This is a genomic window from Rossellomorea sp. LJF3 (genome assembly GCF_037046045.1).
In the GTDB taxonomy this organism is placed as follows: Bacteria; Bacillota; Bacilli; order Bacillales; family Bacillaceae_B; genus Rossellomorea.
Map to the genome: position 1 here is coordinate 15,474 of NZ_JBANLY010000023.1, position 13,608 is coordinate 29,081.

Here is a 13,608-nt window from a genome sequence, read left to right on the forward strand (position 1 = left end):
TGTCTAATACAGTAAGGAGGTGACTCTAGCGTGAAGCGATTCATGATGATCATAATCATTCTACTAACGGGAATGGCCGGCTGTGGAACAGCTGATGAAAACGACAGCCAGCCGGTAAAAAAAGAGACCGAACAGGGAGCGGGTGAAGATATTTCTGTACAGAAAGGAATTGTTGCAGGAGAAATGGTACCTTCATTAACCAAGAAAGAGGCAGATGGTCAAAGTGTATATATATATAGTGTGAAAAACCAAACAGAGCAGGAGAAAACATTTTCGTTCTCATCCGGCCAGACAATCGACTATGAACTTCGCAACGAAAAAGGCGTGATCGTTTATAAAGATTCAAAGAATAAAATGTATACCCAGGCGTTACAGGAAATCACTGTGAAGCAAGGGGAAGAATTTTCCCGTGAAATTGTCCTTCCGAAGGTTGAAAGCGGTTCTTATACATTGACCGTCTGGATGACCGCCAAGGGGGAACAGAACTATAAAGCGACGGCTGAGGTTGTGGTTGAATAGGGACACACAAAAGGATTAATCTCGGGCGTGCCCCGCCCGAGATTAATCCTTTTCTGTGTAAACGGGGATAGACCCACTGAGGGAGATGCGTTCAGGTGTCACGATGCATTTTCTTCCGAAGAACCTGACCCCGTACCTTGCGGCTTCTTCCATGACCCCGGCAAAATGGGGATCGATTTCAGGAGCGGAAGTGATTCCCCGGAGATCTGTGCGCTGGGCAATGAATAAGACCGCTGTTTGATAGCTTCCCTTCATCTGCAAGTGGGTCAGTTCCTCTACATGCCTCGCTCCCCTTGCTGTGACGGCATCGGGAAATTCACCTATTCCGCCCTCGACCATCGTGACACTTTTGACTTCGAGTAGTAATTTTTCATCATTTTGTTTATGTTTGAGGAGGAAGTCAAAACGTGAACCTCCCACCTTATATTCAGCTTTTTCCAGGCGCCAACCCTTCAGCTCCTCTAGCACTTCCAACTGCAGGGCTTCCAGTACCAAGCGGTTTGGATATTGAGTATTCAAGGAAACATACATATCGTTTACGGGATCATGGGTCATGACCGCTGACCACCTTGTTTTCCTTTTTGGATCTTTGGATTCCTGGAGCCAGATCGACCCTCCAGGTACCAGCAAGTCCTTCAGCCTGCCCGGATCAGGTAAGTGGACTTTTTCTTTTGAACCTGATGGGAGTTCGCACTCCAGCACAAACCGATTGAGCCGTTCAAGAAAGACGGCTTGAACCAAAGTGTCATGGAATGAAATATCTGCAAAAACGTCACGGTCCCTCATTTGAGTAAGGCGCTCCAGCTTTTGGTTTTACGGTCATATGATAGTAACCCGTTCGCCGGTAATTTGCGAATCTGCTTATAATCCTCTGTCATTTCATCCATGTCATAATAATCACCGATCACCCATATGGGAATCTCGATCTTCCCTCTCGTTAATACTGCTTTTTCAAGGGAGATGACCATTCCTTCTTTTAACTTATCCTGGAAGGAATGAATGACTTCCTTTCCGATCACTGGGTAGGGTTTCTCCTTCTTCATACCGAAGAGGCCCTTCCCACTCTTCACCGTACTGAGCTTTGATGAAAGGGTCGCCCCCAGCATATGATAGAAGTCCTCAAAGTCCCGGTAATAAACCTTATTGAACCAGCCGTCATCATGGGAGAGATAGGCGTAGCGGTTATTCAGTTTGGAATAAAATGGAGGGTTTAACGGCTGTTTGATATGACCCATATAAAGGAGTTCTGCAATTTCCTGTCCGTTCAATTCATCGACTCCGACCTCTTCTTCAAAATCGATCCAGCAGAAGTCTCCATAGCTCTGAACCCCGTCATCGATGATCTTCTTCATTTCGTCCTGTTCTACATATTCCATATGGGTATGTATATTGAAAGCACCATGCTCGTACTGATGCTTGATGAGAAGTAAGTTCTTTAAGGGTTTACGGGCATTCATTGCAAACTCGTTGAAATGGATTCCGTAAGAAACGACATAGTGGCGATCCGGATTCTTGTGAACATAGATGATATCTTTAACTTGGTTATTTGCCTTCAAGAACATTCCCTCCATCTGATTAACACGGTGCATAGTTCATATTTTCTATTTTATCAAATATAGAACATACTTGTTCTTTTCTATTTCATTTCAAAATGATGACAAAAGTCGCAGGGAATTGTCGAAAATAGTCATATTTGAGTGGTATGAGTGGAAGTTTTACTTCTATTTCCTACTTTGTTGCTGTAATTTAGAATTGCGTCGGTTGATTTCCGTTCCAGGTGCTCGCTTTCCGCGGGGCTGGCGGTGAGCCTCTCACTCCAATCAACTTTAATAGTGTCATTTTCAGAATATCCACTCCACCACTTTTCATAGATATTACCTCCCAACCACTTATTGATGAATATAATCTATTTCAATAACAAATACCCACTATAAATATGTAATAAATGGAATATATTCTTCCTATTTTTCTACTGATTCCTTCTGTTATCAACATTCCTCCCAATGTGTTCAATTGTTCACCTGTTTCAAATACCTGTCATATCTCGACAGAAGTTCTCGAATTTCTCGGGTCATGAGTAGAAATTTCCTTTCATTTCTATTAGACTAGGAATGTGAAATCTTTAGAAATTCAGGTGAATAGATTATGGAAACTCGCCAGCGATTTGCTGATAAGATCGATTGGGGTCTTCTCTTTTTATTGATGCTGTTCTTTATTGTAAGTGCAATGGGAATCAGCAGCGCCCAGACCTCAGGGCAATATGGGACAAACTTTGTGATTAGACAGGCTTTTTGGTACGGAGTGGGCGGTATCATTATCGGCGCTGCGTTATTTCTCGACTCAGATCAGTATAAACGGCTTGCCTGGTACATATACGGCGCAGGAATCTTCTTGCTCGTTTTATTATTGATTTCTCCGGAAAGCATTGCACCTCACCGGAATGGGGCCAAAAGCTGGTTCATGCTGGGACCGCTTGGATCGATACAGCCTTCAGAGTTCATGAAGACATTCTTAATCCTTGCTTTGGCACGTGTCATTACCAATCATCATGAACTTAATCCAAGTAAAACAGTGCAGACAGACTTTCAATTATTGATTAAAATCGGCTTGACCACCCTTCTCCCCCTTGCTTTCATCATGCAGCAGCCGGATTTAGGGACATCACTGGTCATACTAGCCATCATGACGGGTATCATCCTCGTTTCAGGTATTACGTGGAAGCTGATTGTGCCTATCTACGCTTCGATCGGAGTCTTAGGTGCGGGCATCCTTTCACTGGTCATATGGGCACCACAATTATTGGAGAAATATTTAAACGTGAAACCTTACCAATTCGGACGGATCTATGCCTGGCTCGATCCATACAATTACGCGAAATTAGAAGGATTTCACTTGATCAACTCCCTTAATGCCATTGGTTCTGGACAGATTTTCGGGAAAGGCTACAGTGACCGGGAAGTGTATATCCCGGAAAATCATACAGACTTTATCTTCAGTGTCATCGGTGAAGAGTACGGATTTATCGGCGCAAGTGTCGTCATCAGTTTATACTTTCTGCTGATCTACCATCTAACCAAGACGGCGCTTGATACGAAAGAGCCTTTCAACGCGTATGTGTGTGCAGGGATCATCAGTATGATCACGTTCCATGTGTTCCAGAACATCGGAATGACGATCCAGTTACTGCCGATCACTGGTATCCCCCTTCCGTTCATCAGTTATGGAGGGAGCTCCCTCATGGGGAATATGCTGGCCCTCGGCCTTGTGTTCAGTATGAGGTTTCATCATAAGACGTATATGTTTTCTTCAGAAGATTCTTAATTACCGGTTGCATTCATCCCAGGAATGTGTAAAATAATAGTAATTAGATATGGAATATTCTGTGAAGAAGAGAGTAATCCCGACGTGGATCATAAGCGAGCCGGGGGCGGTGGGAGCCCGGTATGAAGCCCTGGATGAACCGCACTTCTGAGAAGTTCTTCTTGAAATCAGTAGGGAAGGACCGGGATCTCCCGTTATACAATGAGTGTCCTTAATCGGGAATAAGAGTGGTACCGCGAGCTAAACTCGTCTCTGTATAGAGACGGGTTTTTTTGTGTTTTATACTAATGGGAGGTGTAACAAGATGGACTTGAAATCAATACTTGCTCAAGAATTAAAGACTCAGCTCCTGCAGGACTGGAGCGAGAAGGATCTATACGATTTGATTGAAACTCCGAAGCATAGTCATTTAGGGGACTTAGCCTTCCCTTGCTTCCAGCTGGCCAAAACTATGAAAAAAGCTCCTCCACAGATCGCCAGGGAAATGGCCGCTGCGATTACCTCTCCCCTTTTCAACAAGGTGGAGGCGGTTGGACCTTATATCAATATCCACTTTGACGGGGGTAAAGCAGGAAAAGAAATCGTGTCGGGGATTTTGGCGAAAGGAAAGGAATATGGAACCCACACCTTTGGAGAAAACAGAACCGTCGTATTAGACATGTCCTCCCCCAACATCGCCAAACCGTTTTCCATGGGACACCTCCGTTCAACGGTCATCGGGAATGCCATTGCCACCATTGCGGAAAAATGCGGCTATCGCACCGAAAAAATCAATTACATCGGAGACTGGGGAACACAGTTCGGCAAACTGATCGTCGCTTTCAAAAAATGGGGAGATCCTGAAAAGGTTAAAGAGAATCCCATTGCCGAATTGTTCATTCTTTATAAAAAGTTTCATGAAGAAGCAGAACTCGATGCCTCCCTTGAGCAAGAAGGAAGAAAAGCCTTTAAGCTCCTCGAAGACGGGGATGAAGAGATTACCGAGCTTTGGAAATGGTTTAAGGATGAATCACTCCAAGCATTTAAGACGATCTACTCTTTACTTGGAGTGGAGTTCGATTCTTATAACGGTGAAGCATTCTTCAATGACAAGATGGAAGAAGTCGTGACATTGCTTCAGAAACACCATCTTCTTGAGGAATCCCAAGGGGCTCAAGTCGTTCGGATGGATGATGGGAATCTGCCTCCCTGCCTGATCAAGAAATCTGATGGAGCAACCCTTTATGCCACACGGGACCTGGCTGCTGCCCTTTATCGTCAGCGTCAATATGCCTTTGATGAAGCCCTGTACATTGTAGGTCAGGAGCAAACCATCCATTTCAAGCAAGTGATGAACGTGTTGAAAAAGCTCGGGTACAAATGGGCGGATGAAATGAAGCATATTCCATTCGGTTTGTATTTAAAGGGTGGAAAGAAGATGTCTACAAGAAAAGGAAGGGTCATCCTCCTTGAAGAAGTGCTTCACGAAGCAATCAAAATGGCAGAGGACAACATTAAGGAGAAAAACCCTGACTTAAAGGATGCTTACAGAGTTGCAAGAGATGTCGGGGTCGGGGCAATCATTTTTCATGACCTGAAAAATGATCGTCTCAATGATATTGAATTCTCCCTGGAACATATGCTCACGTTCGAAGGTGAAACCGGTCCTTATATTCAATACACGTATGCGAGAGCCCAGTCCCTTCTCAGAAAAGCTGGTCAGATCGAGCCACTGACATTTGAAGGCCTTGAAGATGCCGAAAGCTGGGACGTGATAAAGCAGCTGCGATTATTTCCGGAAACGATCGAAAAATCATGGCAGCATTATGCGCCCTCTGTCATTGCCAAATATTTAATCGTCACCTCACAAAGCTTCAACCGTTATTATGCTAAAACCAAAATCATTTCAGATGACAACCAGCAAGTTTCCCGTCTTGCCTTGGTTCATGCAGTGGGGATTGTCCTTGCCGAAGGATTGCGATTATTGGGGATGAAATCTCCTACGGAAATGTAGAATCCGAAAGAATACTGTCACTATTTCCCGAGAAATAGATTTATTTCGAAAATGTGTCTGACTCAGTTCTTTAAGTCAGGATGAATAGGATATTTCATGACTCCCTTTATGAAAAGTGATATACTTTCTTATGTTCTATTAAATTCGAAACTAACGCTTTATTCATAAAGGAGATTACTTATGTCTGAACTACTTCACACGTTCGAAGCATGGTTATTGGATTACGGTGTATGGGGACTGATCATCGTCTCTTTCGCAGATTCATCTTTCTTCCCCATCCCACCTGATGTATTACTGATTCCATTGGCGATTGCTAATCCTGGGAGTGCCCTGCTTTACGCGCTTTATACGACGATCGCTTCCGTCATCGGGGCCCTTTTTGGATGGTGGATCGGAAAAAAGCTGGGTCGCCCGATTCTTGTTCGTCTATTCTCTGAAGCAAGAATTCAAAAAGTAGAAGAGTACTTCACAAAGTTCGGCCCAATGGCATTACTGATTGCAGGTCTGACACCGGTCCCTTATAAGATTTTCACGATATTCGCAGGGGTTTCCGGTGTGAAGATCCGGGTGTTAGTGATCTGGTCGATCATCGGCAGAGGAATCCGCTTTTTCCTGGAAGGAGCGATCATTCTGACACTGGGAGCAAAAGCAAAACCTTTTATCGAAGAGAACTTCACTTTACTGACACTTGCAGCAGGCGGTGTACTGATTCTTGTCTATCTCGTCTACTTGTTCATCAGAAAGAAAAAACAAACTCCTTGATCAGCTGATCTAAAAAGGAGCATGGGATGATCCCATGCTCCTTTTTTATTCGGAAGCTCCCACGACAAAGCGCAGATGCTTATGTAACACGCGTAGGGACTGCCTGCTGCCCTCATAGAGTTCCCCATCCATATCAAGCTTCTCATTTTGCCCGAGTTCAATATGGGCTTCTTTTGCTTGAATGTGCATGATATCGTCATATTCTTCGCTGATATTTCCTGTACTTTTAATGACGAGAAATTCCTTCAGCAATGGAAATCCACTTTTCTTCACTACATATATGTCCATCAATCCATCGTCCATATTGATACATGTAGGCAGTGGGTTAGATCCGATCGAACGGCCGTTTGCGACCAACAGCATGACGACCTCTTCTTCCACTACTTCATTTTCCGTCGTGACCTTCACATTCAAGATAGGTGAATCCTGAATCGATTGGAAAGCACTGATATAATAGCTCAGTTTCCCGAGGACGCTCTTTGATCCGACATCAATATTATCGCTCGTCTGAGCAACCAATCCCGTGCCCCAGAAATTACTGAAATACCTCTCCCCTGCTTTCACAATGTCGATTTCCTGTTCAAAAGGCTCTTCGGTTATAAGACGGACAGCTTGTCCAATATTCATTGGAATTCGCAGGGAGCGGGCAAAATCGTTGCATGTTCCACCAGGGAGAATGGCAACAAGCGGACGATTCTCGAGGGCAGACAGCCCATTGATGGCTTCATGGATCGTACCATCCCCGCCCATGGTGACCACCAGCTCATAGCGACTCCCTGATTCCCTGCAGACCCTTTCGGCATCTCCCTTTTCTTTTGTTTTATGAATGATCAGTTCGTTGCAAATATCCAATAAAGGGGGTACGGCATCCTTTAACAGGATCTCGAGTGTCCCTTGACCTGCCTTGCCATTGCATATAAGCAATATTTCCGAAAATCTCGCCATGAATATCGTCACCTAACCTATAGATTTAGTATGGTACATAAAAAGAGGCTGACCCAAAACGATGAGTGGTTATCATCCTTATCGGACCAGGCCATATGATTTGAAAATGTTTCATACTATCATGCGTACTTACTGGCTTGGAAGCCAGTGAATCTTGGGTCAACCTCTTTTACTATGCCGTATTCGAATCTTCCTGGGGGACTTGGAGTACAGATCGATAGGCAATTCCGAGACGCCCTTTGATATAGCTTTGGGGGTCATAGGGAATATGCTGATGCTGCATGCGATGAAGCTCCATTTCCGCAAACATAGCCAGTGCACGACAAACCTGATCCAATGCCATGCTTACACGATGTGGATCTGAAGGCTGCTCCCTGCTCATACAGTAGTATGAAATCTCATCTGCCTTCTTTCTGATTTCCTTTAATGCCTGTGGATCAAACATCATTCTCTCCATGCCTAACCCTCCCCTTTACCTTTAGCTATAGTATATCGGGAAGAATCGGGAAATATGTCTGTCCAATATTTCGGATAAGCGTGGATTATGAATCTTGTGTTAACGTCTTAGGTAATGGTTGATACTGCTTTAGTGAATGAAGAATTTCCCGTCTTGATTTCGTTTTTGAAATATTCACACCGACGTTCGACAATTTCGTTATCACTTTTTTAAAGCGATCGTTCTCCTTTACCACGTTATTCACCTCTTTTTAAAATATCGTTACCTATTTGTACGTTTTACTCCGTAAAAGGTTTCACTAATTGTTATATGGTTTTCCTTTTCCCTAAAAATGAAACGATAATCCTACTTTTACACATTTCAGAAGAATAATTCGTTTCGAATTACACAATTTATATTCATGAAAACTAAACTAATATGTACCTTTATCACAACGTCCCTTCTCTTTAGTCTATTTGGTCTACATAAAACAATCGCCGAAAGCACGTATATTGTGAAAAAAGGAGATACACTTTGGACCATTTCCAGGGCGTTTCAGATCGGATTGTCTGAAATGATCCGTGCGAACCCCCAGGTGACGAATCCAAATATCATTTATCCGGGTCAGAACATCAAGATCCCCAGCACCACATCTCAAAGTTCATTCGAAAACCGGGTCACTGAATTAACAAATATGGAACGGAAAAAAAACGGCCTCCCTCCTCTTCAGGCTGACAGAAATCTCTCTGGGGTCGCCTTGTATAAGTCCCGGGATATGAGGGATGCCGGGTACTTCTCCCATAGAAGCCCGACCTACGGAACTCCCGAAGAGATGATGAAACGTTTCCACATCGCATATAGCGAAGCCTGTGAAAATATTGCCGCCGGGCAAATGAGTCCTGAAAAAGTTGTCAGGGACTGGATGGACAGTCCGGTTCACCGTAAAAATATTCTCAACAAGTCCTATACACATGTTGGCGTCGGATATGCCAAGGGTGGGACTTACGGGTCGTACTGGACCCAGCTGTTTATAGCGAAATCAACAGTGGAATGATGAAGGTCCGTCCCTCCAAATTGGAAATACATGTTCAGAATAATGGAGAGGGATATGTCGGATAATAAGTGTGTACTGCCATTATGATCAAGGGGGAATGTTTCATGCAAGTACGTGATATTATGTCGACTAATGTGGAAGCAGCTTCTAACCAGGATTCACTTGAGAGCGTCGCTTCCAAGATGAGTTCCAAAAACGTTGGTTCCGTTCCTGTCGTTGAAAATGGACAGGTTGTCGGTATGATTACTGACCGTGATATTGCGACTCGTGGACTGTCTCAAGGTGCACAGGGAAATGTCTCACAGGTTATGTCACAGCAAGTTGTGACAATTTCTCCGGATGCATCCGTAGAAGAAGCATCGGCTTTGATGTCCCAGCATCAGGTGCGCCGTTTACCAGTTGTGGAAAACGGTCAGCTGGTCGGGATGCTGGCTTTAGGGGATTTGGCAGTACAGCAGAAATCCGATCAAAGTGCCGGAAGCGCCCTAAGCGGAATCTCTGAGAATCACCTTCGTTAATAAAGGCTTAAAGGCATAAACTTCAAAAGCTTTCTTTCACTGAATAAGGGGCTCCAGAGCCCCTTATTCGGCATGTAAAGAGGTATTAATCGACTTATTGTGACGAAGAGATGGGTATATCATCATTTTTTTCATGTTAAGGGAGGATTTTCTTTATTTGTGACGAATATGTGATTAATGCAAAAGGTGTTTATGGAGGGGGAGGTTTTGTATGAGTCGTGCTGCACGATCGTACCGTAAGGAAGTTCGTCATTTTAAACGTGAGAACCGCAAAAGAGTCTTCGCCGACAGCATTCTTGATTTCTTATTTATGTTATTTGGTATTTCAATGATCACGGGGATTTTATTGTTTGTTTTAGGATTTTGGGATTTTTATTAATCAAATGACCACTGCCATTATTTATCCTATTTTAATAGCTTGAACACTTAACCGTTGCCATGGATGACTATGGCTTTTTTTGTGTTCCGAGCTATACACACCACATAAAAAACATTATTCAAATTAACACAAGTAAGTTATTCCAAGATAATAATTCAATCTACTACTTTAGTCTCACCCCCATCCCGAAACCCTTTATTACTATGATAAAATAGTTCGACTCTCTAAATAAAATCTGGTAAAATTTAAATATTCAGATAATAACTTGACTTTCATTTTAAATTTTCAGATAATAATACATGTAACCGACACAAATTTTCGAGGGGGTTATCATGGATATTTTAAACAATTTAGTTACGGAAGCAAACTCCATATTATGGGGGTATATTTTAATCGGTGTACTGCTCATTTTAGGATTATACTTCACAATCGGATCTAAATTTGTTCAAATTCGCCACATAGGTGAAATGTTTCGATTATTAGGGGATAAAGATGTCGTCGAAGCAGAAGGGGAAAAGCAGATTTCTTCCTTACAGGCATTCTTTATTGGAGCAGGTACCCGAATTGGTACAGGTAATTTAGCAGGAGTAGCCATTGCCTTAGCAATTGGGGGACCTGGAGCGGTCTTCTGGATGTGGCTCGTTGCCATTCTGGGAGGAGCCAGCGCCTTTGTCGAAAGCACATTGGCACAGATTTATAAAGAAAAGGATAAGGTAGGATTCAAGGGCGGCCCCGGCTACTATATGAAGAAACAACTGGGCAAGCCCTGGATGAGTTCGATCTTTGCGGTTACCATCATCCTATCCTTTGGGACAACTTTTAATGCTGTCCAAAGTAATACCATCGCAACGGCCTTCAGTAATTCATTTGGCATCAATACGTTTGTCATTGGAATTGTACTGGCCGGATTGACTGCACTCATCATCTTTGGCGGTGTTAAACGCATAGCCAACTTTTCATCTTTCATAGTACCGATCATGGCAGGCTTTTATATTGTACTCGCTCTATTTGTAGTCATTACGAATATTACTGAAATGCCCGGCGTCATCGCCATGATTTTCAAGAGTGCCTTCGGCTTTGAACAAGTCGTCGGTGGGGGTATTGGAGCTGCGATTATGAATGGCGTAAAGCGTGGGCTGTTCTCCAATGAAGCCGGAATGGGTAGTGCACCGAATGCGGCGGCTACGGCATCGGTTTCCCACCCTGTCAAGCAGGGGTTCATCCAGGCATTGGGGGTATTCTTTGATACGATTCTCGTCTGTTCCGCGACGGCGTTTATCATATTAACGTCCGACGCCTACGGTTCCGGTTTGACGGGAATCGAACTATCTCAAGCAGCCATGTCTGAACATTTTAATTCATGGGCAGGAATCTTTCTGGCGATTGCCATCTTTACCTTTGCCTTCAGTTCCATCATTGGGAGTTATTATTATGGTGAAGCCAATCTCCCATTCATTAATAAAAGCAAGACCGGCCTTCTGATCTACCGCTTCATTGCACTGGGCATGGTGATCTTCGGGTCTGTCGCAAGTCTTGATATCGTCTGGAGCCTGGCTGACTTTTCAATGGCCTTGATGGCCCTTACGAACTTGGCTGCCATCGGTATCCTGGCACCGATTGCCTTTAAAGCTTTGGACAACTATATGACGCAGCGTCGTCAAGGATTGGACCCTGTGTTCTATGCCGATGACATTCCTGGTTTAAAGAATGTCGAATGCTGGCCAAAGCGCCAAAGTGACATGCCTAAAAAAGCAGTAAATGAATAATTATCCTTACACTAAAGAGCAGGAGCAGGTCCCTGCTCTTTTTTCTTGTCATTTTTTTCTATACCATTCTCAGGTATACTATTGATAGAAAGTTAGTCAAAGGAGCCATAACATGATGAGTATCCTATCTGCTCTACTGGGGGTATTATTTTTTCTTAACCTGATCCTCGCCGCTGTTATCATATTCTTAGAGCGGAAAGATGCGGGAGCGACCTGGGCCTGGCTGATGGTGTTGTTCTTCATTCCATTTCTGGGGTTCATCCTCTATTTGATATTCGGGCAAAACTTGAGCAGGAAAAGGTTATTTGACTGGGAGGATATGAAGAAGATCGGAATCGAAGGCTTGATTCACAATCAGATTCAATCATTGAAGGAACATCGTTTTCCTTTTAAAAATGAAATCGCCTTTCGTTATCAGGATCTTATTTATATGCATCTGATCAATAATGAGGCTCTACTGACCCAGGATAATAAGGTCACCTTTTATACACACGGAGAAGATAAGTTTGAAGCGCTGTTAAAAGACATCGAGTCAGCAGATGATCATATTCATATACAATATTATATTTTCAAGAAAGACCAGTTAGGTAAGCGCATCTTGAATGAGCTCACGGAAAAAGCGAAAGAAGGCGTTAAGGTCAGGGTCCTATACGATGAAATGGGGTCCAGGCGGACGAGGCGGGGATTCTTTAAAGACCTCCTCTCTGCCGGTGGTGAGGTGGAAGTGTTTTTCCCTTCGAAGATCCCCTTTATCAACCTCCGCTTAAACTATCGTAATCACAGGAAGCTTGTGATCATTGATGGAAAAGTTGGCTATGTAGGCGGCTTTAATATCGGGGATGAATACCTGGGCTTGAACCCCAAGTTCGGTTATTGGCGGGATACCCACCTCAGAATCACCGGCAGCTCTGCCCTCGCCATGCAGACACGGTTCATCCTCGATTGGAATCAGGCCAGCCGATCGAAGAAGATCGCCTATGATCTGCGATACTTTCCCCCGCCTTCTTTCACGGGGGATGCAGGGGTTCAGATTGTCACATGCGGCCCCGACTCGGAATGGGAGCAGATAAAAAACGGATATATCAAAATGATTTCATCAGCCAAGGAATCCATCTACATCCAGACCCCATACTTCATTCCAGACGTCAGTCTCCTCGATTCTTTGAGGATTGCTTCTCTTACAGGGGTGGATGTCCGGATCATGATCCCGAATAAACCGGACCATCTATTTGTCTATTGGGCGACATATTCCTATATCGGGGAGCTCCTGAAAGCCGGAGCGAAGATTTATATTTATGATAATGGATTTATACATGCCAAAACCATTGTCGTCGATGAGGTCATTTCTTCTGTCGGTACAGCCAATATCGATGTACGAAGCTTTCGTTTAAACTTCGAGGTCAATGCCTTTTTATATGATCAGCCACTCTCTGAAAATTTGGGGGTTGTGTTTAGAAACGACATTGAAAAGAGCAGGGAATTAACATTGGAAGACTATCATCAAAGGCCTTTGACGATCAAAGTGAAGGAATCCATATCAAGGCTGTTGTCCCCCATCTTATAGAAGGATGATTGGACATTGCCATCTGTGGATAGATAAAGGCATAATAGACTTATTGCGAAGGAAAAAGAGAGGAATGAGACCATGAGTGTGCACAAAGAAATTTCCAAGCATTCCAACATGCAAAATCAGCTTGTTCAGCAATTTATGATACTGGATGAGCGCAGAGAAAAAGCGATTGATGAAGCTGTTCAGCTTTGTTCTGCCGGAAAACCTTTTACAACGGATCAAATTAATCAAGTAACGAATGAAATCAATGCCCTGGCAAGACGTGGGGTAGTTCCGCAAAGAAAGCTTGTGACAACGGAAATGGTTGAGGAATATGTCGCGAGACTAAAATAAGCTGCACAACAT

The 13,608-nt window shown here is 43.6% G+C and carries 16 protein-coding genes and 1 other annotated feature; of the genes, 10 read left to right on the forward strand and 6 right to left on the reverse strand.

Annotation, left to right across the window (positions count from 1 at the left end; all coding sequences use genetic code 11):
- Positions 1–30 precede the first annotated feature (30 nt).
- Complete coding sequence (locus V8G47_RS17515) at positions 31–519, forward strand: BsuPI-related putative proteinase inhibitor (protein WP_336201216.1); 489 nt, start codon at positions 31–33, stop codon at positions 517–519.
- Between the two features lie 42 nt (positions 520–561).
- On the opposite strand, the gene sfsA is transcribed toward V8G47_RS17515, so the two are convergent.
- From sfsA to V8G47_RS17530, 3 genes are all read right to left on the reverse strand, one after another.
- A complete protein-coding gene (sfsA, locus tag V8G47_RS17520; protein WP_336201217.1) occupies positions 562–1,305 on the reverse strand; it encodes a DNA/RNA nuclease SfsA in 744 nt (247 codons plus the stop codon).
- Positions 1,302–2,075: a hypothetical protein gene (locus V8G47_RS17525; RefSeq protein WP_336201218.1), complete on the reverse strand. Its 774-nt coding sequence runs from the start codon at positions 2,073–2,075 to the stop codon at positions 1,302–1,304. Before V8G47_RS17525 ends, sfsA begins: the two co-directional genes overlap by 4 nt.
- Before the next feature lie 190 nt (positions 2,076–2,265).
- Positions 2,266–2,388, reverse strand: a complete 123-nt coding sequence (locus V8G47_RS17530) for a hypothetical protein (protein WP_336201219.1) — start codon at positions 2,386–2,388, stop codon at positions 2,266–2,268.
- 276 nt (positions 2,389–2,664) lie between these two features.
- Between V8G47_RS17530 and V8G47_RS17535 the strand changes: the two genes are divergently transcribed.
- The 3 genes from V8G47_RS17535 (at position 2,665) to V8G47_RS17545 (ending at position 6,595) form a co-directional block, all read left to right on the forward strand.
- Positions 2,665–3,840, forward strand: coding sequence for an FtsW/RodA/SpoVE family cell cycle protein (locus tag V8G47_RS17535; RefSeq protein ID WP_336201220.1), 1,176 nt, complete (start codon positions 2,665–2,667; stop codon positions 3,838–3,840).
- Between the two features lie 52 nt (positions 3,841–3,892).
- Positions 3,893–4,097: a binding site (T-box leader), on the forward strand.
- Between the two features lie 47 nt (positions 4,098–4,144).
- Positions 4,145–5,833: an arginine--tRNA ligase gene (gene argS / locus V8G47_RS17540; protein ID WP_336201221.1), complete on the forward strand. Its 1,689-nt coding sequence runs from the start codon at positions 4,145–4,147 to the stop codon at positions 5,831–5,833.
- 180 nt (positions 5,834–6,013) lie between these two features.
- On the forward strand, positions 6,014–6,595 hold the full coding sequence (locus V8G47_RS17545) for a YqaA family protein (protein ID WP_336201222.1): 582 nt from the start codon (positions 6,014–6,016) through the stop codon (positions 6,593–6,595).
- A gap of 45 nt (positions 6,596–6,640) precedes the next feature.
- On the opposite strand, the gene V8G47_RS17550 is transcribed toward V8G47_RS17545, so the two are convergent.
- From V8G47_RS17550 to V8G47_RS17560, 3 genes are all read right to left on the reverse strand, one after another.
- Positions 6,641–7,540 (reverse strand): diacylglycerol/lipid kinase family protein, encoded by a 900-nt coding sequence (locus tag V8G47_RS17550; RefSeq protein WP_336201223.1) that lies wholly within the window; start codon positions 7,538–7,540, stop codon positions 6,641–6,643.
- A gap of 172 nt (positions 7,541–7,712) precedes the next feature.
- A complete protein-coding gene (locus V8G47_RS17555) occupies positions 7,713–7,997 on the reverse strand; it encodes a hypothetical protein (RefSeq protein WP_286162901.1) in 285 nt (94 codons plus the stop codon).
- 85 nt (positions 7,998–8,082) lie between these two features.
- The gene (locus V8G47_RS17560; protein WP_098351100.1) at positions 8,083–8,232 is read right to left on the reverse strand and encodes an Lmo0850 family protein; all 150 of its coding nucleotides are present in this window, start codon (positions 8,230–8,232) and stop codon (positions 8,083–8,085) included.
- Between the two features lie 165 nt (positions 8,233–8,397).
- Here V8G47_RS17560 and safA point away from each other — a divergent pair, with 165 nt between their 5' ends.
- The 6 genes from safA to V8G47_RS17590 all read left to right on the forward strand — a co-directional run bounded on the left by safA (position 8,398) and on the right by V8G47_RS17590 (position 13,596).
- Entirely contained in the window at positions 8,398–9,030 is a 633-nt protein-coding gene (gene safA, locus V8G47_RS17565; protein WP_336201224.1) for a SafA/ExsA family spore coat assembly protein, read from the forward strand.
- Positions 9,031–9,134: 104 nt separating this feature from the next.
- On the forward strand, positions 9,135–9,548 hold the full coding sequence (locus tag V8G47_RS17570; RefSeq protein ID WP_336201226.1) for a CBS domain-containing protein: 414 nt from the start codon (positions 9,135–9,137) through the stop codon (positions 9,546–9,548).
- Positions 9,549–9,759: 211 nt separating this feature from the next.
- Positions 9,760–9,927, forward strand: a complete 168-nt coding sequence (locus tag V8G47_RS17575; RefSeq protein ID WP_160316896.1) for a hypothetical protein — start codon at positions 9,760–9,762, stop codon at positions 9,925–9,927.
- A gap of 332 nt (positions 9,928–10,259) precedes the next feature.
- The gene (locus V8G47_RS17580; RefSeq protein WP_336201227.1) at positions 10,260–11,693 is read left to right on the forward strand and encodes an alanine/glycine:cation symporter family protein; all 1,434 of its coding nucleotides are present in this window, start codon (positions 10,260–10,262) and stop codon (positions 11,691–11,693) included.
- Between the two features lie 115 nt (positions 11,694–11,808).
- Entirely contained in the window at positions 11,809–13,257 is a 1,449-nt protein-coding gene (cls, locus tag V8G47_RS17585) for a cardiolipin synthase (RefSeq protein ID WP_336201228.1), read from the forward strand.
- Positions 13,258–13,338: 81 nt separating this feature from the next.
- Complete coding sequence (locus tag V8G47_RS17590) at positions 13,339–13,596, forward strand: YpbS family protein (protein ID WP_336201230.1); 258 nt, start codon at positions 13,339–13,341, stop codon at positions 13,594–13,596.
- The last annotated feature ends 12 nt before the right edge of the window (positions 13,597–13,608 follow it).

What these genes read in the sequence shown, in the direction of transcription:
- sfsA (WP_336201217.1), bottom strand. Translation starts at nt 1,305, where the DNA reads ATGAGGGACCGTGACGTTTTTGCAGATATTTCATTCCATGACACTTTG.
- V8G47_RS17530 (WP_336201219.1), bottom strand. Translation starts at nt 2,388, where the DNA reads ATGAAAAGTGGTGGAGTGGATATTCTGAAAATGACACTATTAAAGTTG.
- V8G47_RS17535 (WP_336201220.1), top strand. Translation starts at nt 2,665, where the DNA reads ATGGAAACTCGCCAGCGATTTGCTGATAAGATCGATTGGGGTCTTCTC.
- argS (WP_336201221.1), top strand. Translation starts at nt 4,145, where the DNA reads ATGGACTTGAAATCAATACTTGCTCAAGAATTAAAGACTCAGCTCCTG.
- V8G47_RS17545 (WP_336201222.1), top strand. Translation starts at nt 6,014, where the DNA reads ATGTCTGAACTACTTCACACGTTCGAAGCATGGTTATTGGATTACGGT.
- V8G47_RS17550 (WP_336201223.1), bottom strand. Translation starts at nt 7,540, where the DNA reads ATGGCGAGATTTTCGGAAATATTGCTTATATGCAATGGCAAGGCAGGT.
- V8G47_RS17555 (WP_286162901.1), bottom strand. Translation starts at nt 7,997, where the DNA reads ATGGAGAGAATGATGTTTGATCCACAGGCATTAAAGGAAATCAGAAAG.
- safA (WP_336201224.1), top strand. Translation starts at nt 8,398, where the DNA reads ATGAAAACTAAACTAATATGTACCTTTATCACAACGTCCCTTCTCTTT.
- V8G47_RS17570 (WP_336201226.1), top strand. Translation starts at nt 9,135, where the DNA reads ATGCAAGTACGTGATATTATGTCGACTAATGTGGAAGCAGCTTCTAAC.
- V8G47_RS17575 (WP_160316896.1), top strand. Translation starts at nt 9,760, where the DNA reads ATGAGTCGTGCTGCACGATCGTACCGTAAGGAAGTTCGTCATTTTAAA.
- V8G47_RS17580 (WP_336201227.1), top strand. Translation starts at nt 10,260, where the DNA reads ATGGATATTTTAAACAATTTAGTTACGGAAGCAAACTCCATATTATGG.
- cls (WP_336201228.1), top strand. Translation starts at nt 11,809, where the DNA reads ATGAGTATCCTATCTGCTCTACTGGGGGTATTATTTTTTCTTAACCTG.
- V8G47_RS17590 (WP_336201230.1), top strand. Translation starts at nt 13,339, where the DNA reads ATGAGTGTGCACAAAGAAATTTCCAAGCATTCCAACATGCAAAATCAG.